The organism is Massilia sp. YIM B02763, from assembly GCF_030412015.1.
Lineage (GTDB): Bacteria > Pseudomonadota > Gammaproteobacteria > Burkholderiales > Burkholderiaceae_D > Telluria.
The window spans coordinates 309,095-330,039 of the sequence record NZ_JASNRD010000002.1; the positions used below are offsets into that span (position 1 = coordinate 309,095).

Below are 20,945 nucleotides of genomic sequence, written 5' to 3' on the forward strand. Positions count from 1 at the left end.
TATTTCCGACATACCGACTTCGGTGGCTCAGCTTGGGTTCCCGCCTGCGCGGGAACGACGGCAGGATCGCCGCGGGTAATGCTGTTACTTCCGTTCCGCCAGCGGCACGAACGCCAGGTCTTCCGGCCCCACGTAGTTCGCGCTCGGCCGGATGATCTTGTTGTCGATGCGCTGCTCGATCACGTGGGCGGCCCAGCCCGAGGTGCGCGAGATCACGAACAGCGGCGTGAACATGGCCGTCGGCACGCCCATCATGTGGTAGGAGACGGCCGAGAACCAGTCCAGGTTCGGGAACATCTTCTTCACTTCCCACATCACGGTCTCCAGGCGCTCGGCGATGTCGAACATCTTCATCGAGCCGGCCTGCTGCGACAGCGTGCGCGCCACTTCCTTGATCACCTTGTTGCGCGGGTCGGAGATCGTGTACACGGGGTGGCCGAAGCCGATCACGACTTCCTTGTTGGCGACGCGGTTGCGGATGTCGGCCTCCGCCTCGTCGGCGTTCTCGTAGCGCTTCTGGATGTCCAGCGCCACCTCGTTGGCGCCGCCGTGCTTCGGCCCGCGCAGCGCGCCGATCGCGCCCGTGATGGCCGAATGGATGTCCGAACCGGTGCCGGCGATCACGCGCGCCGTGAAGGTGGAGGCGTTGAACTCGTGCTCGGCGTACAGGATCAGCGAGGTGTGCATCGCCTTCACCCACTCCTGCTGCGGCGCGTGGCCGTGCAGCAGGTGCAGGAAGTGGCCGCCGATCGAATCGTCGTCCGTCTCGACCTCGATGCGGCGGCCGTTGTGGCTGAAGTGGTACCAGTACAGCAGCATCGAGCCGAACGAGGCCATCAGGCGGTCGGCGATGTCGCGCGCGCCGGCGACGTTGTGGTCGTCCTTTTCCGGCAGCGCGCAGCCGAGGGCGGAGACGCCCGTGCGCATCACGTCCATCGGGTGGGCGCCGGCCGGCAGCGCCTCCAGCGCGGCCTTTACGGCCTGCGGCAGGCCGCGCAGCGACTTCAGCTTGGCTTTATAGCCTTTCAGTTCGGCCGCGTTGGGCAGCTTGCCGTGCACCAGCAGGTAGGCGATCTCCTCGAATTCGCACGCGTCGGCGATGTCCAGGATGTCGTAGCCGCGGTAGTGCAGATCGTTGCCGGAACGGCCCACCGAGCACAGGGCGGTATTGCCGGCGGCGACGCCGGACAGGGCCACCGATTTCTTCGGCTTGAAGGTTGCGTCGGTCATCGTGGGTCTCCTCTTATTTGGCTTTGTTCTGGGCGAACAGGGCGTCCAGCTTCTGTTCGTAGCGGTGGTAGTCGATGCGTTCGTACAGTTCGGCGCGCGTCTGCATGGTGTCGACGACGCCCTGCTGGGTGCCGTCGCGGCGGATCGCCTGGTAGACGTTCTCGGCCGCCTTGTTCATGGCGCGGAAGGCGGACAGCGGATACAGCACGATGTCGACGTCGGCCCCTTTCAACTCCTCGACCGTGAACAGCGGCGTCGCGCCGAATTCCGTGATATTGGCCAGGATCGGCACCTTGACGGCTTCCTTGAAGCGCTTGTACATCTCCAGGCTCGTGATCGCCTCCGGGAAGATCATGTCGGCGCCCGCCTCCACGCAGGCGACGGCGCGTTCCACGGCCTTGTCCAGGCCCTCGACCGCGAGCGCGTCGGTGCGCGCCATGATCACGAAGTCCTCGTCCGTGCGGGCATCGGCCGCGGCCTTGATGCGGTCGACCATCTCGTCCTGGCTGACGATCTCCTTGCCCGGGCGGTGGCCGCAGCGCTTGGCGCCGACTTGGTCCTCGATGTGGCAGGCGCCCGCGCCGGCCTTGATCAGCGAACGCACGGTGCGCGCGACGTTGAAGGCGGAGGCGCCGAAGCCCGTGTCGACGTCGACCAGCAGCGGCAGCTCGCACACGTCGGTGATGCGGCGCACGTCGATCAGCACGTCTTCGAGGCCCGAGATGCCCAGGTCGGGCAGGCCCAGCGAACCGGCGGCGACGCCGCCGCCGGACAGGTAGATGGCGCGGTAGCCGGCGCGCTGGGCGAGCAGCGCGTGGTTGGCGTTGATGGCGCCCGGAACTTGCAGCGGATGTTCTTCCTGGACGGCGCGGCGGAAGGCGGCGCCTGCGGAGCGGATGGTCATGGTGTCCTTTCGTGGGAACGTTTATGCGCGGTGCTTGACCATGACATCGCAAGGAGCGTGCCAACGAACGGGAACGGGGGATTTGGTGGATTTTCAAGCACTTGCGTGCGGAATGGCAAGCGCTGCAACAGCGACGGCGTTTCAAATGCGTTTCAACGTGAAACACCAAGGATGATTGCAACCCGCAAAAAGCGTCGTTCCCGCGCAGGCGGGGACCCAAGTTGCGAGCGTTTCGATAACGCCTGCAGGACTTGGGTCCCCGCCTGCGCGGGAACGACGTGGTGGTCGTGCGGATCAGTGGGCCGATGCCGCCGATGCGCCGATACCGGTTTCCGAACGCACTTCCTGCGCCTCGAAGCCGGCCTTGTCGATGGCCGCGCGCGGGCTCTTGTCGGTGACCGAGAACAGCCACACGCCCACGAAGCCGACGATCATCGAGAACAGCGCCGGCGAGGTGTACGGGAAGATCGCGGCGTCGTTGTGGAACACGTCGACCCAGACCGACTTGGACAGCACGGTCAGGCCGACGGCGGTGGCCAGGCCCAGGAAGCCGCCGACGGTGGCGCCGCGGGTCGTGCACTTGCTCCACAGGACCGACATGAACAGCACCGGGAAGTTGGCCGAGGCCGCGATGGCGAAGGCCAGCGACACCATGAAGGCGACGTTCTGCTTCTCGAACACGATACCGAGCAGCACGGCGATCACGCCCAGCACCATGGTGGTCATCTTCGACACGCGCAGCTCGCTGCCCGGGGCCGGCTGGCCCTTCTTGATGACGGTGGCGTACAGGTCGTGCGACACGGCCGAGGCGCCCGACAGCGTCAGGCCGGCCACGACGGCCAGGATCGTGGCGAAGGCCACGGCCGAGATGAAGCCGAGGAAGATGTCGCCGCCGACGGCTTTGGCCAGGTGCACGGCCGCCATATTGTCGCCGCCCAGCAGCTTGCCGGCCGCGTCCTTGAAGCCGGCATTGGTGCCGACCAGCACGATGGCGCCGAAGCCGATGATGAACACGAGCACGTAGAAGTAGCCGATCCAGGTGGTAGCCCACAGCACCGACTTGCGCGCTTCCTTGGCGCTCGGGACGGTGAAGAAGCGCATCAGGATGTGCGGCAGGCCGGCCGTGCCGAACATCAGCGCCATGCCGAACGAGATGCCGGAGATCGGGTCCTTGATGAAGCCCCCCGGGCCCATGATCGCATCGCCCTTAGCGTGCACTTCGACGGCCTTGGCGAACAGCGCTTCCGGGCTGAAGTTGTACAGGGCCAGCACGGAGAAGGCCATGAAGGTGGTACCGGCCAGCAGCATGACGGCCTTGATGATCTGCACCCAGGTGGTGGCGGTCATGCCGCCGAACAGCACGTAGACCATCATCAGCACGCCCACCAGCACGACGGCGATCCAGTAGTCCAGGCCGAACAGCAGCTTGATCAGCTGGCCGGCGCCGACCATCTGCGCGATCAGGTAGAACAGCACGGTGACCAGGGTGCCGGCGGCGGCGAACATGCGCACCGGCTTCTGGGCGAAGCGGTAGGCGGCCACGTCGGCGAAGGTGAAGCGGCCCAGGTTGCGCAGGCGCTCGGCCATCAGGAACGTGAGCACGGGCCAGCCGACCAGGAAGCCGATCGCGTAGATCAGGCCGTCGAAGCCGTTGGCGAACACGGCGGCGGAAATACCCAGGAACGAGGCGGCCGACATGAAGTCGCCGGCGATCGCCAGGCCGTTCTGGAAGCCGGAGATGCCGCCGCCGGCCGTGTAGAAGTCGGACGCGGAACGGGTCTTGGCCGCGGCCCACTTGGTGATGAACAGGGTCAGCACCACGAACACGGCGAACATGACGATCGCGGTCCAGTTGGTGGCCTGCTTCGTGGACTGGCCCAGGTCCGGAGCGGCCAGGGCGAGGTTGCTGGCCGCCAGCAGCGCCAGCGGGGCGGCGTGTCGGAGGCGGGCCATCATGCGCGCACCTTGACCGGTTCGGCAGCCTGCGCCGGGACGGCGGCGGCGGCGTTCTTCTGGATCGCCTCGGTCAGCGCGTCGAACTCGCCGTTGGCGCGGCGCACGTAGATCGCGGTGACGGCGACGGTGAACAGGATCACGAACAGGCCCAGGGGCACGCCCCAGGACATGACGCCGGAGCCGATCTTCGAGCCCATGAATTGCTTGTCGAAGGCGTTCAGGCAGGTGAAGCCGTAATACACGATCATCACGGCCCAGGTGAGCATCCAGCCGTAGCGGGAACGCGTCTCCTTCAGTTGTTGGTAGTTGGGGTCGTTCTTGACCCGCTGAACGATGTCTTGGTCCACTTTGTCTCCAATCATTCTATCTATGTACGCCCAGCTGATGCCGATGGCTAAGGTCGATCCTAGTGGCGCCCCCTTACCCGATTCTTACGGCGGCCCGGAAAATGCCGAATTCGCGCGTTTCACGCTGAAACGTGCTGAAACACCGCCGTGCGGCAATGGATTACACTGGAGGGCATGAGCCCCCTCCCCCGCCTTCCCGCCGCCACCGGCCAGGACGATGCCGGCAAGCCGGTGATCTGGACCGTCTCCGTCTCGCGCCTGTCCGAGCTGTTCCGCCACATCACGCCCGAGTACGACCACCTGGCCCGCATCGAGGCCCTGCACCTGGGCTTCGACGAGGCCGCGCGTCATATCCGCGAACGCATGGCCAGCGAAGGGTGCGACGTGGTGATCGCGGCCGGCTCGAACGCCGCCTACCTGAAGGGCCGCGTGTCGGTGCCGCTCGTCATCGCCCAGGCCAGCGGCTTCGACGTGATGCAGGCGCTGGCACGGGCGCGCCGGCTGTCGGCCCGGATCGGCGTCGTCAATTACCAGAAGCCGATGGCGGAACTGGCCGAGTTCGCGGCTACCTTCGGCCTCGTGATCGAGCAGCGCACCTACGTGACGGAAGAAGATGCGCGCGCCGCCGTGGCCGAACTGAAGGCGCTGGGCATCGAGGTCGTGGTGGGCGCCGGCCTGATCACCGACCTGGCCGAGGAAGCGGGCCTGCAGGCCGTGTTCGTGTACTCGGCCGAATCGATCCGGCGCGCCTTCGACGATGCGCTCGAGATGGCGCGCCAGACGCGTCTGGAAGCGGGACGGGGCCGCCGCGCCGACCCGGCCAAGGGCGACGCGCGCCGCGCCCGGCGCGGCCTGAACGACCTGCGCGGCGCTTCGCAGGCGATGGAAACGCTGCGCCAGGCCGTCGTGCTGTACGCGCGCTCGCCGGCGACGGTGCTGATCCAGGGCGAGACGGGCACCGGCAAGGAACTGGTGGCGCAGGCGATCCACCGCGAAAGCCCGCGCCGCGCGGCGAACCGCCCCTTCGTCGCCGTCAATTGCGGGGCGATCGCGGAATCGCTGCTGGAATCGGAACTGTTCGGCCACGAGGAAGGCGCGTTCACGGGCGCCCGCCGCGGCGGCCATGCGGGCCTGTTCGAGGCGGCCGACGGCGGCACGCTGTTCCTCGACGAGATCGGCGAGATGCCGCTGGCCCTGCAGACGCGCCTGTTGCGCGTGCTCGAGGAGCGCGAAGTGATGCGCGTGGGCGGCACCCGGCCCGTGCCGGTCGACGTGCGCGTGGTCAGCGCCACCCACTGCGACCTGGAGGCGCGCGTGCGCGAGGGGCGCTTCCGCGCCGACCTGTTCTACCGCCTGGCCGTGCTGCGCCTGTCTCTGCCGCCGCTGCGCGAACGCGTCGAGGATATCCCGTCCCTGGCGGAATGGGCGCTGAAGAATGCGCTGGCGGCGCTGAGCGCGCGCCCCCATCCGAACCTGGCGGCCGAGATCGCGGCCTGCGCTCCGCTGCTGCAGGGCTATGCCTGGCCCGGCAACGTGCGCGAGCTGCGCAACCTGGCCGAGCGCCTGGCCCTGTTCCTGGCCGCCGAGCCGCTGCAGGCGCTCACGCCGGCCTTCCTGTCCGCGCTGGCGCCGGAACTGGGCCGCGCCGCCGTTGCGCCGGCCGCCATCGCCGTCCCTCCCGCGCCCGCGGCGGCGGCGCCGGAAAGCCTGGCCGAGGTGCTGGCCCGCTTCGGCGGCCAGCGCGACGCCGCCGCGCGCCACCTGGGCATCAGCCGCACGACGCTGTGGCGGCGGCTCAAGGCGCAGGCCTGATCCGAAGGCCGCATGTGGTGTCGATGGCCCCTGCCAAGGGGCCAGTGTTGCCCATATTTAATCGACTTTCCTTGTGGGATAGGTAACATGGCCGGTTGTTCGGAGCGCGTCGCCCTCGTCGGCCCAAGGCTCCGGATCCCGTCGCCTTTACCGGAGAATCCTTCATGCAAGTCAAACATCTCGCGGCCGCCCTGGTCGCCGCCCTCCCCCTGTTCAGCTCGGCCCAGACCGCCGTGACGATCTACGGCGTCCTGGACGCCGGCATTTCCTCGCACGACACCGGCGGGCCGGAAGGCCGCCAGACCGCCCTGAACTCGGGCGAGCAGACGGCCAGCCGCTTCGGCCTGCGCGGTTCCGAGGACCTCGGCAATGGCCTGAAAGTCATCTTCAACCTGGAAGGCAATATGGGGATCGACACCGGCACGACCGATTCGGCCCTGTTCAGCCGCCGCTCGGTGGTGGGCCTGGAGGGCGATTTCGGCAGCCTGACGCTGGGCCGCGACTACTCGCCGATCGGCATCGTGTCGCTGGCCAGCGACGTCTCCGGCCAGGGCTTCTACGGCACCAACCTGACGGCGTTCTCCGCCAACCGCCTGACCCGCCGCCTCGCGAACTCGGTCAACTACAAGAGCGCCAGCTGGCACGGCCTGAACCTGCTGCTGGCCTACGGCGCCGGCGAAGGGGTCACGCCCGCGACCCCGAACGCGCCCTCGGGCGATACCCGCGCCGCGGGCCTGGAGTTCCGCCACGACAACCTGTACCTGGGCGCGGCATTCCATGCGATCCGGCGCGTGGCCTCCGACGACGACAAGGAAAGCGCGGCCGGCGCCGGCTATACCTTCGACAGCCTGCACAAGCTGGAACTGAAGGGCAGCTGGATGCAGGCGGACCGCGTCGGCTTCGACAAGTTCCGCCAGCTCAGCGTCGGCGGGGCCATGCCGTTCGGCGTGCACAAGGTGTACGTCAACCTGCAGCGCTTCGAACAGGGCGACGCCGCCGGCAATGCCTGGGGCCTGGCCTATACCTACACGATGTCCAAGCGCACCAACCTGTACGCGACCTACGGCGGCGTGGACAACAACAGCCTGGGCGTGTTCGGCATCGCGTCGTCCTCGAACACCGTGGCCCCGGCGGCCACCAACCGCGGCGCCGACGTCTCGGTGGTCTCGCTCGGCATCCGCCACATGTTCTGAGCCTGGGCGAACGGTGCTGGACGCCGTGCAAACACGCGCCTCCGAAAAGCCGTATCATGTTTTTCCATCATGACCCGGCGCCCATCCGGCGCGCGGGCGGCGCATGCGGCGCCCCGAAGCGCCCATGAAGCGCCGATGAAGCGCCGCGCATTTTCGGAGGCACCATGCAAGACTTGTCGCAAGCCGCATTGTTCTCGCTGATCGGAAATACCCCGCTGGTCGAGGTCACGCGCATGGACACCGGCCCCTGCCGCCTGTTCCTCAAGCTCGAATCCCAGAACCCCGGCGGCTCCATCAAGGACCGCGTCGGCCGCGCCATGATCGAGGCGGCCGAGCGCGACGGCCGCCTGCGGCCCGGCGGCACCGTCGTCGAAGCCACCGCGGGCAACACGGGCCTGGGCCTGGCCCTGATCGCCCGCATCAAGGGCTACCGCGTCGTGCTCGTCGTACCGGACAAGATGGCATCCGAAAAGATCCTGCACCTGAAGGCGCTGGGCGCCGAGATCCACCTGACCCGCTCGGACGTCGGCAAGGGCCATCCCGAGTACTACCAGGACCTGGCCGCGCGCCTCGTCAAGGAAATCCCCGGCGCCTGGTTCGCCGACCAGTTCAACAACCCGGCCAACCCGCAGGCCCACGAGACGACCACGGGTCCCGAGATCTGGGACCAGATGCGCCACGAGATCGATGCCATCGTCGTGGGCGTGGGCTCGTCCGGCACGCTCACCGGCCTGTCGCGCTTCTTCGCGCGCGTGCAGCCGGACCTGGAATTCGTGCTGGCCGACCCGCAGGGCTCGATCCTGGCCGACTACATCGAGACGGGCAAGGTGGCCGAGGTCTCCGGCTCCTGGGCCGTGGAAGGCATTGGCGAGGACTTCATTCCCGCCATCGCCGACCTGTCGCGCGTGAAGAGCGCTTATTCGATCAGCGACGAGGAAAGCTTCAACACGGCGCGCGAACTGCTGCGCCAGGAAGGCATCCTGGCCGGCTCCTCCACCGGCACGCTGCTGGCGGCGGCCCTCGAGTGGTGCCGCGCCCAGACCGAACCGAAGCGCGTCGTCACCTTCGTGTGCGATACGGGCACGCGCTATCTCACCAAGGTATACAGCGACGGCTGGATGGTCGACCAGGGCCTGCTGCAACGGCCGAAGACGGGCGACTTGCGCGACCTGATCGGGCGCCGCTTCGACGACGGCGAAGTCGTCACCGTGGCGCCGACGGACACGCTGCTGACCGCCTTCAACCGCATGCGCGCGGCCGACCTGGCGCAGCTGCCCGTGATCGACAAGGGCCGCCTCGTCGGCCTGATCGACGAGTCCGACATCCTTCTCCATGTGACGAGCGAACGCGAACGCTTCCAGACGCCAGTCGCGCACACGATGACGTCGGACCTGCAGACGCTGGCGCCGTCCGCCGGCATGCAGCAGCTGCGCGACATCCTCGACCGCGGCCTGACGGCCGTCATCGCCGAGGGCGACCGCTTCTATGGCCTGATCACCCGCTTCGACCTTCTCAACCATCTGCGCAGGACCCTCACGTGAGCCAATCCGACGACAAGCAACAACGCCATATCGCCACCCGCGTCATCCACGGCGGCCAGGCGCCCGACCCCAGCACCGGCGCCGTCATGCCGCCGATCTACGCCACCTCGACCTTCGCCCAGGACAGCCCGGGCGTGCACAAGGGCCTCGACTACGGCCGTTCGCACAACCCGACGCGCTGGGCCCTGGAGCGCTGCGTGGCCGACATCGAGGGCGGCGGCGCGGCCTTCGCCTTCGCCTCGGGCCTGGCGGCCATCGCCGCCGTGCTGGAACTGCTGCCGGCCGGCTCGCACATCGTGGCCGGCGACGACATGTACGGCGGCACCTACCGCCTGTTCGAGCGGGTGCGGCGCGCGAGCAGCGGCCACGAGTTCACCTACGTCGACCTGACCGACCCGCTGGCGCTGGCCGGCGCGCTGCGGCCGGAAACGAAGCTCGTGTGGATCGAGACGCCGACCAACCCGATGCTGAAACTGGCCGACCTGCGCGCCATCGCCGCCCAGTGCCGCCTGCACGGCGTGCTCACCGTCTGCGACAACACCTTCGCCAGCCCGATCAACCAGCGCCCTCTGGAGCTGGGCGTCGATATCGTCGTGCACTCGACCACCAAGTACATGAACGGCCACTCGGACGTGATCGGCGGCGTGGCCGTCGTCGGCAAGGAAGACCGCCACCAGCCCCTGCGCGAGCGCCTGGGCTTCATCCAGAACGCGGTGGGCGCCATCCAGGGACCGTTCGACAGCTTCCTCGTGCTACGCGGGATCAAGACCCTGGCGCTGCGCGTCGAGCGCAGCAACGCCAATGCCCTCGACCTGGCGGCCTGGCTCGAGGCGCAGCCGAAAGTGAAGCGGGTGCACTACCCTGGCCTGGCCTCGCACCCGCAGCACGAACTGGCGCGGCGCCAGATGCACGGCTACGGCGGCATCATCTCCATCGACCTGGACACCGACCTGGCCGGCGCGCGCCGCTTCCTGGAGCAGTGCGAGGTGTTCACGCTGGCCGAGAGCCTGGGCGGCGTGGAAAGCCTGATCGAGCATCCGGCCATCATGACGCATGCGACGATTCCGGCGGAGCAGCGGGCGCAGCTGGGGATCGGGGATGGCTTGATCCGGCTGTCGGTGGGGATCGAGCATGTGGAGGACCAGAGGGCGGATCTGGCGAAGGCGCTGGCGGCGATCTGAACGCTCTTACCGTCGCCCCTGCGAAGGCAGGGGCCCATGCTGAACTGCAGAAGTCCGTACGCCGGATAGACCGCGAAGGATCGCACGATAATGAATTCGCCTATTCAGTATGGGTCCCTGCCTTCGCAGGGACGACGGGGTATTTCAGCTATACACCAGCGCCGGCACCGTATTCACCGTCGCCTCGTCGCCGACCACCTCCCCCGCCACGCCCTCCTTCACCTTGAACGTGGCCACCACGTCCGTCAGCTGCTCCGCCTGCATCCGCATCGCATCCGCCGATGCCGATGCCTCCTCCACCATGGCCGCGTTGCGCTGGGTCGCGTGGTCCATCTCGTCGATCACGCGGCGCACCTGGGCGATGCCGGTGGCCTGCTCGGCGCTGGCGGCATGGATCTTCTGCAGCAAATCGGCCACCTGCTGCACGCGCTCCAGGATCTGGCGCATCGTGCCGCCGGCCGCGCCGGCGATGCCGGCGCCCGACTCGATGGCGCCCGTCGAGGCGCCGATCAGCGCCTTGATTTCCTTGGCCGCCGAGGCGGAATGCTGGGCGAGGTTGCGCACCTCGTTCGCCACCACGGCGAAGCCGCGCCCTTCGGCGCCGGCGCGCGCCGCTTCCACCGCCGCGTTCAGCGCCAGGATATTGGTCTGGAAGGCGATCCCGTCGATCATCGACGTGATGTCGCCGATCTTCGCGGCCGACTGGCGGATCGTCTCCATCCGCTCGACCATCTGGGCCACGGCATCGGCCCCTTCGCGCGCCACGCTGGATGCGGCCAGCGCCAGCGCGTTGGCGTCGCTGGCGTTCGCGTGGTTCTGTTCGACGGCGTCCGTCAGCTCGACCATCGAGCGCACCGTCTCGTGCAGGCTGCTGGCCTGTTCCTCGGTGCGGTCGGACAGGTCGCGGTTGCCTTCGGCCATCTCGGCCGAGGCCTGGTCGATCATCCGCGCGCTGTCCAGCACGCGCACGACGGTGGCGGACATCCCGTGCGTCATGTGGTTCAGCGCATCGAACATGCGGCCGATCTCGTCGCCGCGGCGGTGCGCGATCGTGGCGCACAGATCGCCCTCGGCCACCCGTTCGGCCAGGCGCACGGCGTCGCGCAGCGGTGTGACGATGCTGCGCGTGAGCAGCCAGGCGGCGCCGCAGCCGACCAGCAGCGCGGCCGCGCCGAAGGCCAGCAGCACGATGCGGCTGGTGGCGAAGTCCTGCGCCGAGGCGTCCGCCAGCGCATGCGCCTGGCTGGCCTGGGAGGCGAGCAGCGCTTCCAGGGCAGCCGTGTAGGCATCGAAGGTCTTGGCCAGTTCGTTGCCGGCCAATTGCTCCACTTCCTGGGTCTTGCCGAATTCCTTGGCCTGGAATACGCGCTTGCGCACGTCCAGGTAGGCGGCGTGGGCGGCCGCCGCGCGCGCGGCCAGCTGCGCTTCGCCGGGGCCGGCCGGCAGTTTCGCCAGGCGCGCCTCGATGGCCGCCGCGTCCTTTTCGCCCTGCGCGAGCTGGGCCTGGAAATAGTCGGACAGTTCGAGGCTGTCGCTGCGCGCGATGCTGACGGTGCGCACGCCGTTCAGGCGCGTGATCCCCAGCAGCTCGGAGGTCGCCTGCTGGCGTGCCAGCTTGTTGTCGACCAGGTCGCGGGTCGTCCTGTCGGCGGCTTCCATGCGCCATAGGGAAACGATGGAAATCAGGATGATGGCCAGGGAGACCACGGCGAAGGCGCCGAGGATCCTGGTGCCGGTACGAAGGTTGTCGAAACGCATGTCGAACGGGGGCGAGGTTCAAGGATGTGCGCAGTATAGGAAGTCTTTGTGACGCCCTCATGAAGAAAATGTTATTTAGAAACAATGATTTACGATAAGACAACATCCAGCGGAGGGACGAAAAAAAACCCGCACGGGGCGGGCTTTCATTGCGGCCTGGCGGCCGCGCGATCCTGGATCGCTTGCTGGCTTACTCGATCTCGACCGTCTCGACAGGCTCCGGCGGCGGCGGCACGTCGCCTTCCGGGAACTCGAGGACCACATCGTCCTTCTCGTTCAGGTCCACCGTCACGCGTCCGCCGTTGACCAGGCGGCCGAACAGCAGCTCGTCGGCCAGCGCCTTGCGGATCATGTCCTGGATCAGGCGCGACATCGGACGTGCACCCATCTGCGGATCGAAGCCCTTCGCGCCGAGGAACTTGCGCAGCTTCTCGGTGAAGATGGCTTCCACCTTCTTCTCGTGCAGCTGCTCTTCCAGCTGCATCAGGAACTTGTCCACGACGCGCAGGATGATTTCCTCGTCCAGCGCGCGGAAGCTGATGATCGCATCCAGGCGGTTGCGGAACTCCGGCGTGAACATGCGCTTGATGTCGGCCATCTCGTCGCCTGCCGCCTTCGAATCCACGAAGCCCACCGAGCGCTTGGTCAGGCTTTCGGCGCCCGCGTTCGTGGTCATGATGATGATCACGTTGCGGAAGTCCGCCTTGCGGCCGTTGTTGTCGGTCAGCGTGCCGTGGTCCATCACCTGCAGCAGGATGTTGAAGATGTCCGGATGGGCCTTCTCGATCTCGTCCAGCAGCAGCACCGCATGCGGCTTCTTGGTGATGGCTTCCGTCAGCAGGCCGCCCTGGTCGAAGCCCACGTAGCCCGGAGGCGCACCGATCAGGCGCGACACCGCATGGCGTTCCATGTACTCCGACATGTCGAAGCGCACCAGCTCGATGCCGAGGATGAAGGCCAGCTGCTTGGCCACCTCGGTCTTGCCGACACCCGTCGGACCGGAGAACAGGAAGGAGCCGATCGGCTTGTCCTGCTTGCCCAAACCGGCGCGGGCCATCTTGATCGCGGACGCCAGCGCATCGATGGCCGGGTCTTGCCCGAACACGACGTTGCGCAGGTCGCGGTCGATGGTCTGCAGCTTGCTGCGGTCGTCCTGGTTGACGGTCTGCGGTGGAATCCGCGCGATCTTCGCGATGATGTCCTCGATCTCGGTCTTGCCGATGGTTTTCTTCTGCTTCGACTTCGGCAGCACGCGCTGGGCCGCGCCGGCTTCGTCGATCACGTCGATCGCCTTGTCCGGCAGGTGGCGGTCGTTGATGAAGCGGGCCGCCAGCTCGGCCGCCGTCGACAGCGCCGACGCCGAGTACTTCACGCCGTGGTGCTCTTCGAAGCGCGACTTCAGGCCGCGCAGGATCTGCACGGTCTGCTCGACCGACGGCTCGTTGACGTCGACCTTCTGGAAGCGGCGGGACAGCGCATGGTCCTTCTCGAACACGCCGCGGAATTCCGTGAACGTGGTCGCGCCGATGCACTTCAGCTGGCCGTTGGCCAGGGCCGGCTTCAGCAGGTTCGATGCGTCCAGGGTGCCGCCCGAGGCGGAACCGGCGCCGATGATCGTGTGGATCTCGTCGATGAACAGGATGCCGTTCGGGGTGTCCTTCAATTGCTTGAGGACGGCCTTCAGGCGCTGCTCGAAATCGCCGCGGTACTTGGTACCGGCCAGCAGCGCGCCCATGTCCAGCGAATACACGACGGCATTCTGCAGGATCTCGGGCACGTCTTCCTGGACGATGCGCCATGCCAGGCCTTCGGCGATGGCGGTCTTGCCGACACCGGCCTCGCCCACCAGCAGCGGATTGTTCTTGCGGCGGCGGCACAGGATCTGGATGACGCGCTCGACTTCTTCCTCGCGCCCGATCAGCGGATCGATGCGGCCGTCGGCGGCAGCCTTGTTCAGGTTCTGCGTGAACTGGTCCAGCGGGCTTTCCTTCGTCTGGCCCTCGACCTGCGCTTCTTCCACGCCTTCCGACGCCTTCTGGCTGTCGATCTGCTGGTCCTTGCGCACGCCGTGCGAGATGAAGTTGACCACGTCCAGGCGGGTCACGCCCTGCTGGTGCAGGTAGTAGACGGCGTGCGAATCCTTCTCGCCGAAGATCGCCACCAGCACGTTGGCGCCGGTGACTTCCTTCTTGCCGTTCGAGGCCGACTGCACGTGCATGATCGCGCGCTGGATCACGCGCTGGAAGCCGAGCGTCGGTTGGGTGTCGACCTCGCCGGTGCCCGGCACGGTCGGTGTGTTGTCGCCGATGAAATTCGTCAGGGTCTTGCGCAAGTCTTCGATATTGACCGCGCACGCACGCAGGACTTCAGCGGCCGACGGATTGTCGAGCAGCGCCAGCAACAGGTGTTCGACCGTGATGAACTCGTGCCGAGCCTGCCGCGCTTCGACAAAGGCCATGTGTAGAGATACTTCTAATTCCTGCGCAATCATACTTCCTCCATCACGCACTGCAGGGGGTGGCCTGCCTTGCGCGCATGCGTTAATACAAACTCCACCTTGGTACACGCGATATCTTTGGAAAACACACCGCACACACCTTTGCCATGGCGGTGTACGGAAAGCATGATCTGCGTGGCCGTCTCGCGATCCTTGTTGAAGTACTCCTGGATGATGGCGACCACAAACTCCATCGGCGTGTAGTCGTCATTCAGCAGCGCCACCTGGTACAGAGGGGGTGGCTTGACGGTCTGCCGCTCCAGCAGCTGTTCAGTATCGTGCTTGGTTGCCATAGGGGTATTCTAGAATGCTTTCAATCTTCGTGTGTGCGGAAACTAACGCTCAAGCCAATCCCATTTGTTTTCCATCTTACGCGTTTTCCGTTCTGTGCGCAGATGGCGGTGCGATTGCGAAAATCAAGACTTGTTTTCGAGACATTGAACACGCATGCCCGAGAATTTTTACGAGGCCCACTCAAAAGCGCTTGACTTACAGGATTATTGCACCAACAATGCAGTTATTGACATGTACTTATGTATTTGTTGATAAGAAGTGAGCAGGCTGAGGAGGGGGCAAAAGCTTCTTGCTTTTATGGCTCGTGTGATTTGTTTTCATTTGAAAGTTCTTTTATGGCAACAGGTACTGTGAAATGGTTCAATGATTCCAAAGGTTTTGGTTTCATCACGCCGGATGACGGCGGCGAAGATTTGTTCGCACACTTCTCCGCAATCAATATGCCCGGCTTCAAGACCCTCAAAGAAGGTCAAAAAGTCCAGTTCGAAGTCACGCAAGGCCCTAAAGGCAAGCAAGCTTCCAACATCGTCGGCGCCTAAATCCCGCCTCCGGAAGCTCCAACCCCGCTACGGCGGGGTTTTTCGTTTACCGCCCCTCCCCCGCCCCCACCAAAGAAAAAAGCCCCGTCGCCTGCGCGCGGGGCCCGTATTCGCTGCAGCGGCCATCCGCCTCACATATAGTCGACCATCGCATCGCCGAAGCCCGAGCACGAGACCTGGGTCGCGCCTTCCATCAGGCGCGCGAAGTCGTAGGTGACGCGCTTGGACTGGATCGCCTGCTCCATCGAGCGGATGATGAGGCCCGCGGCCTCGGTCCAGCCCATGTGGCGCAGCATCATCTCGGCCGACAGGATCAGGGAACCCGGATTGACGTAGTCCTTGCCCGCATACTTGGGCGAGGTGCCGTGCGTGGCTTCGAACATCGCCACCGAGTCGGACATGTTCGCGCCCGGCGCGATGCCGATGCCGCCGACCTGGGCCGCCAATGCATCCGAGATATAGTCGCCGTTCAGGTTCAGCGTGGCGATCACGCTGTACTCGGCCGGGCGCAGCAGGATCTGCTGCATGAAGGCATCGGCGATCGAATCCTTGATGACGATGTCGCGGCTCGTCTTCGGATTCTTGAACTTGCACCATGGACCGCCGTCGACCAGTTCGGCGCCGAATTCCTGTTGCGCCAGCGCATAGCCCCAATCGCGAAAGCCCCCTTCCGTGTACTTCATGATATTGCCCTTGTGGACCAGGGTCACGGACGGCTTGTCGTGGTCGATCGCATACTGGATCGCCTTGCGCACCAGGCGCTCGCTGCCCTCGCGCGAGACGGGCTTGATGCCGATCGCGGAACTGTCCGGGAAGCGGATCTTGCGGCTGCCCATTTCCTGCGTCAGGAAGGCGATGACCTTCTTCGCTTCGGGCGTGCCGCCGGCCCATTCGATGCCGGCGTAGATGTCTTCCGAGTTCTCGCGGAAGATCACCATGTCGGTCTTGTGCGGCTCGCGCAGCGGCGACGGCACGCCCTGGAAGTAGCGCACGGGGCGCAGGCAGACGTACAGGTCGAGTTCCTGGCGCAGCGTGACGTTCAGCGAGCGGATACCGCCGCCGACCGGCGTCGTCAGCGGCCCCTTGATCGAGACCACGTGCTCGCGCACGGCGGCCAGCGTTTCTTCCGGCAGGGACACGCCCTCGCCGTACAGGCGGGTCGACTTCTCGCCCGCATACACTTCCATCCACGCGATCTTGCGCTTGCCTTCGTAGGCCCTGGCCACGGCCGCATCCACCACCTTGCGCATCACGGGCGTAATGTCGATGCCGGTACCGTCGCCTTCGATGAACGGAATGATCGGCTGGTCCGGCACGTTCAGGGTGCCGTCGGCATTGACGGTGATTTTCTGGCCGTCGCCAGGAACTTGGATATGTTGAGCCATCGTGGTCTCCGGTTGGACGCGATTGGACCGCCATGGCGCCGACCGGCGGAGCCTGCGATCTCCATTACAATAGCGCCTGTGCCGAGCGCGCCGTTGTCAGCAAGTCTTATATAAGATACAAGACGCAATATTTGTCATTATGCACCAGTATACCGGAGCGCGCCAGGCATGGCACGCCCGGGCCGCCGGTGCGCCATCCTGTCCCGGAAGTCACCACCGATGTCCCTCATCCTGTTCAACAAACCGTTCCAGGTCCTGTGCCAGTTCTCGCGCGAGGACGGCCGCGAATCGCTGGCCGACTATCTCGCCATCCCCAACATCTACCCGGCCGGGCGCCTGGACGCCGACAGCGAGGGGCTGATGCTGCTGACCGACGACGGCCGCCTGCAGCACCAGATCGCGCACCCGGACCACAAGGAAGCCAAGACCTACCTGGTGCAGGTCGACGGCCATGCCGATGCGGCCGCGCTGGCGCGCCTGCAGGCGCCGCTCGACCTGGGCGACTTCGTTACCAAGCCCTGCCGCGCGGTGCGGATCGCCGAACCGGACTGGCTATGGCCGCGCAACCCGCCGATCCGCGTACGCCAGGACAAGCCGACCGACTGGCTCGCCATCACGCTCGAAGAAGGCAAGAACCGCCAGGTCCGGCGCATGACGGCCGCGGTCGGCCTGCCGACGCTGCGCCTGGTCCGCGCGAGCATCGGCCCGTTCGCGCTGGCGACCCACCCGCTGATGCCGGGCGAATGGATGGAAGTCACTGCCACCGCTCTCGCCAAGCGCCCCCGCTGATTTGAGAAAAGCCAAACCGGGGTCAGAGCCAGGGTCAGAGCCCGATTTTTGGAAATTTCTTAAAACCGGGCTCTGACCCCGGCTCTGACCCCGGTTTGAGGAAACGCAAACGAAAAACCCGCCGGACTTGCGTCGGGCGGGTTTCATCAATCTGCCAGCGCGGACGTGCCGCGCCTGCCGGGCCGGTATCAGGCCGACAGGGCCTTCAGGGCGGCAGCCAGGCGACTCTTGTGGCGAGCGGCCTTGTTCTTGTGGATGATTTTCTTGTCAGCGATGCTGTCGATGGTCGACACGGACTGCTGGAAGATGGTGGTCGCGGCGGCCTTGTCGCCAGCCTGGATAGCCTTGCGGACTGCCTTGATGGCGGTGCGCAGGGTCGAGCGCTGAGCCGAGTTGTGTGCGTTTTGCTTAACTGCTTGACGAGCGCGCTTGCGTGCTTGTGCGGTATTTGCCATGGAATTTCCTAATCTGGGTCAAGTTGCGTTTGCAAACAACAATTGTCAGTCAAACCGGCCCATTCCAGTGCCTGTCAAACGGTGTGTCTGCTAACAGATTTCAATACAGCCCTCGATTATAGCGAAGGTTTCATCGCAGGGCAATTCGAATGTCTTGTTTTCCCGCCCATTCGTGCAAAAAGCCCGCTCGTCGATGCGCAGTGGGTCGTCCGGCGCGCCTCCACGCCGCATGGCGCCTATCGTAAGGTTCTGTCATCAATTGCCCCGCTATAATCGCGGGCTATGAACCTACTCCGAACCCTGGCAGCCATCTCGAGCATGACGATGCTGTCCCGCCTCACCGGCCTGCTGCGCGACAGCCTGTTCGCGCGCGCCTTCGGTGCCGACGCCTTTTCCGACGCCTTCAACATCGCGTTCCGCCTGCCCAACCTGCTGCGCCGCCTGTTTGCCGAAGGCGCGTTCTCGCAGGCCTTCGTGCCGATCCTGTCCGAATACAAGACCCAGCATGGTCACGAGGCGAGCCGCACGCTGGTCGACCACGTCACCAACACGCTGGTCTGGGCCACCCTGATCACGAGCCTGGTCGGCATCGTCGCCGCGCCGCTGATCCTGCTGGCGATCGCGGGCGGCCTGGACGGCAAGGCCTTCGACGCGTCCGTGTTCATGACGCGCATGATGTTCCCCTACATCGTCTGCATGTCCTTCGTGGCGCTGGCCGGCGGCGTGCTGAACACCTGGCGCGAATTCAAGATCCCGGCCTTCACGCCCGTGCTGTGGAATCTGTCGTCGATCTTCTTCTCGCTGTTCCTCGTCCAGTACTTCGACGTGCCGATCTATTCGATGGCGGTGGCGGTGATGGTGGGCGGGCTGCTGCAGGTCGGCATCCAGATCCCCGCGCTGAAGCGCATCGGCATGCTGCCGCGCCTCTCGCTCAATCCCCTGGCCGGCCTGAGCGACCCGGGCGTGCGCCGCATCCTGAAGAAGATGGGGCCGGCCGTGTTCGCCGTCTCCGCGGCCCAGGTGAGCCTCTTGATCAATACCGGCATCGCCTCGCGCCTGGGCGCCGGCAGCGTCTCGGTGCTGCAGTACGCGGACCGGCTGATGGAATTCCCGACCGGGATGCTGGGCGTGGCGCTGGGCACGATCCTGCTGCCCAGCCTGTCCAAGGCGAACGCCGAGGGCGACACGGCCGAATACTCCGCCCTGCTCGACTGGGGCCTGCGCCTGACCTTCCTGCTGGCGTTGCCGGCCGCCGTCGGCCTGGCGGCGCTGGCCGAGCCGCTGATCGCGGCCCTGTTCAACTACGGCGAATTCAAGGCCGGCGCCGTCGCTGCCGCCTCGGCCCCGCTGATGGCATATGCGGTGGGCCTGCTGGGCATCATCCTCGTCAAGATCCTCGCGCCCGCCTTCTATGCGCGCCAGGACATTCGCACGCCGGTGCGCATCGCCGTCGGCGTGCTCGTCGCCACGCAGCTGATGAACATCGCGTTCGTGCCGCTGCTGGGTGTGGCGGGCCTGGCGCTGTCAATCGGCATGGGCGCCTGCATCAATGCGAGCTTCCTGTTCGCGGGCCTGCGCCGGCGCCGCATCTACGTGCCGCACGCGGGCTGGCCGGGCTTCTTCCTGAAGGTCGTCGTCGGCGTCGCGCTGATGGGCGCCGCGGCCTGGTTCCTGCAGGCCCAGTTCGACTGGGCCGGCCTGCGCAGCCAGCCGCTGCTGCGCCTGGGCGTGCTGCTGGCGATCGTCGCCGCCAGCGCGGCCGTGTATTTCGCCGTGCTGTTCGCGCTCGGCTTCCGCCCGCGCGACTTCATGCGCCGCGCCAAATAAGGCGCCCCTCCGGCGGCCGAACGTCGGCCGGTCGGCCTAGCGCCGGCCGGTCTCGCGGGTGTCCTGGCCGTCCTTCTGCTCCCCTTCGTTCGCGCCCTCCTTGCCGTCTTCCTTCGTGTCGGCGGGCGCGGGCGCTTCGGCATTGTCCTTGCCCTCGGCTGGCGTCGCTTCTTCGACCGGTGGAGCCGGTGCGTCCGGCACCGGCGCTGCCGGCTGGGCCGGCGGCGCGGGCTGCGGCGCCGGGAACAGCGAACCCTGCCCCGGCGCGGCCTGGCCCTGCGCCGCCGGGAACAGCGAGGGCTGGCCCTGCTGCTGGCCCTGCTGCTGGCCTTGCTGCTGCCCCTGCTGCCCCGGCTGCGCGATGGTCTGCCCCAGCGCGGCGAACTTCCACTCCGACAGGTGTTCCTTGCCCTCCAGGTTGGCGAAGCGCGCATCGAAGTTCGCCTGCTTCAGCGGCTGCGCCTGCGACAGGCTGTAGACGGCCAGCACGCCCGTCTCGTTGCCCGGATTGGCCCAGACGATGCCCCACTCCGCCTTGCCCGTGACGGGATCGACGAAGATCTTGCGCAGGTGGCGGCGCACGCCGGGAAAGCGCGGGTCCTTCAGCAATTCCTTCAGCGACGGCGGCTGCGTGGGCTGGCCGCGCGGCGTCGCGTCGGCATAGCTCTTGAGCGCTTCGCTGAAGGCCGCCCCTGTCTCCAGCAATTCCCGCTCGGCGCCGGCGCGGCGCAGCAGCGCGTCGACCTTCAGCGCGGCGGCGCCCACCAGGCCGATGATCGCCAGCGTGACGATCAGGCCCAGGTAGGTGAAGCCGGCCTCGCGCCGCGCGCCGCGCTCACCACTCCGCATACGGCTTGCCGTTGCGCCCCTTGCCGGTGGCGCCGCTGTGCAGGTCCTGCACGGCGCCGCGCGTCGCGTCCTCGGGCGGCACGAGGATCCAGGCGCTGTCGCTGTCGGCCACCGGGTCGAACGGCAGCGTCGGCAGGTATTTTTTTTCGACCAGCTGTTCCAGCGAATCCGGGTAGCGTCCCGTGTCGGCGTAGAACTGGTCGATGACGGCGCGGGTATTGCGCAGGTTGTCGGCCAGGATGGTTTCCTTGGCCCCGTCCACGCTGGGGAAGAAGCGCGGCACGGCGAGCGTCAGCAGCAGCGCCACGATGCCCAGCACCACCAGCAGTTCGATCAGCGTGAAGCCACGCGGCTTGCTTGTCCTTCGTTTGCTTGTCGTTCTCATGAC

General features: G+C 66.4%; 18 protein-coding genes. 7 read left to right on the forward strand and 11 right to left on the reverse strand.

From position 1 onward, the window contains the following. Positions 1-84: 84 nt before the first annotated feature. The 4 genes from prpC to QPK32_RS04880 form a co-directional block, all read right to left on the reverse strand. Complete coding sequence (prpC, locus tag QPK32_RS04865; RefSeq protein ID WP_290411642.1) at positions 85-1,230, reverse strand: 2-methylcitrate synthase; 1,146 nt, start codon at positions 1,228-1,230, stop codon at positions 85-87. 13 nt (positions 1,231-1,243) lie between these two features. Next, positions 1,244-2,134, reverse strand: a complete 891-nt coding sequence (gene prpB / locus QPK32_RS04870) for a methylisocitrate lyase (RefSeq protein WP_290411643.1) — start codon at positions 2,132-2,134, stop codon at positions 1,244-1,246. Between the two features lie 294 nt (positions 2,135-2,428). Further along, complete coding sequence (locus tag QPK32_RS04875; protein ID WP_374046698.1) at positions 2,429-4,090, reverse strand: cation acetate symporter; 1,662 nt, start codon at positions 4,088-4,090, stop codon at positions 2,429-2,431. Then, positions 4,087-4,437 carry a DUF485 domain-containing protein gene (locus QPK32_RS04880; protein WP_290411644.1) on the reverse strand — a complete coding sequence of 117 codons (351 nt, stop codon included), beginning with the start codon at positions 4,435-4,437 and terminating at the stop codon, positions 4,087-4,089. The genes QPK32_RS04875 and QPK32_RS04880 overlap by 4 nt, the downstream gene beginning before the upstream one ends. Positions 4,438-4,611: 174 nt before the next feature. On the opposite strand from QPK32_RS04880, the gene prpR reads away from it, so the two are divergent. The 4 genes from prpR (at position 4,612) to QPK32_RS04900 (ending at position 10,164) form a co-directional block, all read left to right on the forward strand. Continuing rightward, complete coding sequence (gene prpR, locus QPK32_RS04885; RefSeq protein WP_290411645.1) at positions 4,612-6,249, forward strand: propionate catabolism operon regulatory protein PrpR; 1,638 nt, start codon at positions 4,612-4,614, stop codon at positions 6,247-6,249. Between the two features lie 164 nt (positions 6,250-6,413). Further along, the gene (locus QPK32_RS04890) at positions 6,414-7,442 is read left to right on the forward strand and encodes a porin (RefSeq protein WP_290411646.1); all 1,029 of its coding nucleotides are present in this window, start codon (positions 6,414-6,416) and stop codon (positions 7,440-7,442) included. A gap of 164 nt (positions 7,443-7,606) precedes the next feature. Continuing rightward, on the forward strand, positions 7,607-8,983 hold the full coding sequence (locus tag QPK32_RS04895) for a cystathionine beta-synthase (RefSeq protein WP_290411647.1): 1,377 nt from the start codon (positions 7,607-7,609) through the stop codon (positions 8,981-8,983). Further along, on the forward strand, positions 8,980-10,164 hold the full coding sequence (locus QPK32_RS04900; protein ID WP_290411648.1) for a PLP-dependent aspartate aminotransferase family protein: 1,185 nt from the start codon (positions 8,980-8,982) through the stop codon (positions 10,162-10,164). Before QPK32_RS04895 ends, QPK32_RS04900 begins: the two co-directional genes overlap by 4 nt. A gap of 144 nt (positions 10,165-10,308) precedes the next feature. Here the strand turns inward: QPK32_RS04900 and QPK32_RS04905 are convergent, their stop codons facing one another. The 3 genes from QPK32_RS04905 to clpS all read right to left on the reverse strand — a co-directional run bounded on the left by QPK32_RS04905 (position 10,309) and on the right by clpS (position 14,712). After that, a complete protein-coding gene (locus tag QPK32_RS04905) occupies positions 10,309-11,922 on the reverse strand; it encodes a methyl-accepting chemotaxis protein (protein WP_290411649.1) in 1,614 nt (537 codons plus the stop codon). A 190-nt stretch (positions 11,923-12,112) separates the two neighbouring features. After that, a complete protein-coding gene (gene clpA / locus QPK32_RS04910; protein WP_290411650.1) occupies positions 12,113-14,413 on the reverse strand; it encodes an ATP-dependent Clp protease ATP-binding subunit ClpA in 2,301 nt (766 codons plus the stop codon). Further along, positions 14,410-14,712 (reverse strand): ATP-dependent Clp protease adapter ClpS, encoded by a 303-nt coding sequence (clpS, locus tag QPK32_RS04915; protein WP_027864722.1) that lies wholly within the window; start codon positions 14,710-14,712, stop codon positions 14,410-14,412. Before clpS ends, clpA begins: the two co-directional genes overlap by 4 nt. 336 nt (positions 14,713-15,048) lie before the next feature. On the opposite strand from clpS, the gene QPK32_RS04920 reads away from it, so the two are divergent. Further along, positions 15,049-15,252, forward strand: a complete 204-nt coding sequence (locus QPK32_RS04920; RefSeq protein ID WP_290411651.1) for a cold-shock protein — start codon at positions 15,049-15,051, stop codon at positions 15,250-15,252. Between the two features lie 131 nt (positions 15,253-15,383). On the opposite strand, the gene icd is transcribed toward QPK32_RS04920, so the two are convergent. Continuing rightward, the gene (gene icd / locus QPK32_RS04925) at positions 15,384-16,637 is read right to left on the reverse strand and encodes an NADP-dependent isocitrate dehydrogenase (protein ID WP_290411652.1); all 1,254 of its coding nucleotides are present in this window, start codon (positions 16,635-16,637) and stop codon (positions 15,384-15,386) included. A gap of 219 nt (positions 16,638-16,856) precedes the next feature. Between icd and QPK32_RS04930 the strand changes: the two genes are divergently transcribed. Continuing rightward, the gene (locus QPK32_RS04930) at positions 16,857-17,426 is read left to right on the forward strand and encodes a pseudouridine synthase (RefSeq protein ID WP_290411653.1); all 570 of its coding nucleotides are present in this window, start codon (positions 16,857-16,859) and stop codon (positions 17,424-17,426) included. A gap of 188 nt (positions 17,427-17,614) precedes the next feature. On the opposite strand, the gene rpsT is transcribed toward QPK32_RS04930, so the two are convergent. Next, positions 17,615-17,881 (reverse strand): 30S ribosomal protein S20, encoded by a 267-nt coding sequence (gene rpsT / locus QPK32_RS04935; RefSeq protein ID WP_036216299.1) that lies wholly within the window; start codon positions 17,879-17,881, stop codon positions 17,615-17,617. 282 nt (positions 17,882-18,163) lie between these two features. Between rpsT and murJ the strand changes: the two genes are divergently transcribed. After that, positions 18,164-19,708: a murein biosynthesis integral membrane protein MurJ gene (gene murJ / locus QPK32_RS04940; protein ID WP_290411654.1), complete on the forward strand. Its 1,545-nt coding sequence runs from the start codon at positions 18,164-18,166 to the stop codon at positions 19,706-19,708. Positions 19,709-19,744: 36 nt separating this feature from the next. Here murJ and QPK32_RS04945 read toward each other — a convergent pair whose 3' ends face one another. Together QPK32_RS04945 and QPK32_RS04950 are read right to left on the reverse strand one after the other, a co-directional pair. Beyond that, entirely contained in the window at positions 19,745-20,557 is an 813-nt protein-coding gene (locus QPK32_RS04945) for a type II secretion system protein (protein WP_290411655.1), read from the reverse strand. Beyond that, positions 20,544-20,942, reverse strand: coding sequence for a type II secretion system protein (locus QPK32_RS04950; RefSeq protein WP_290411656.1), 399 nt, complete (start codon positions 20,940-20,942; stop codon positions 20,544-20,546). The genes QPK32_RS04945 and QPK32_RS04950 overlap by 14 nt, the downstream gene beginning before the upstream one ends. Positions 20,943-20,945: the final 3 nt, after the last annotated feature.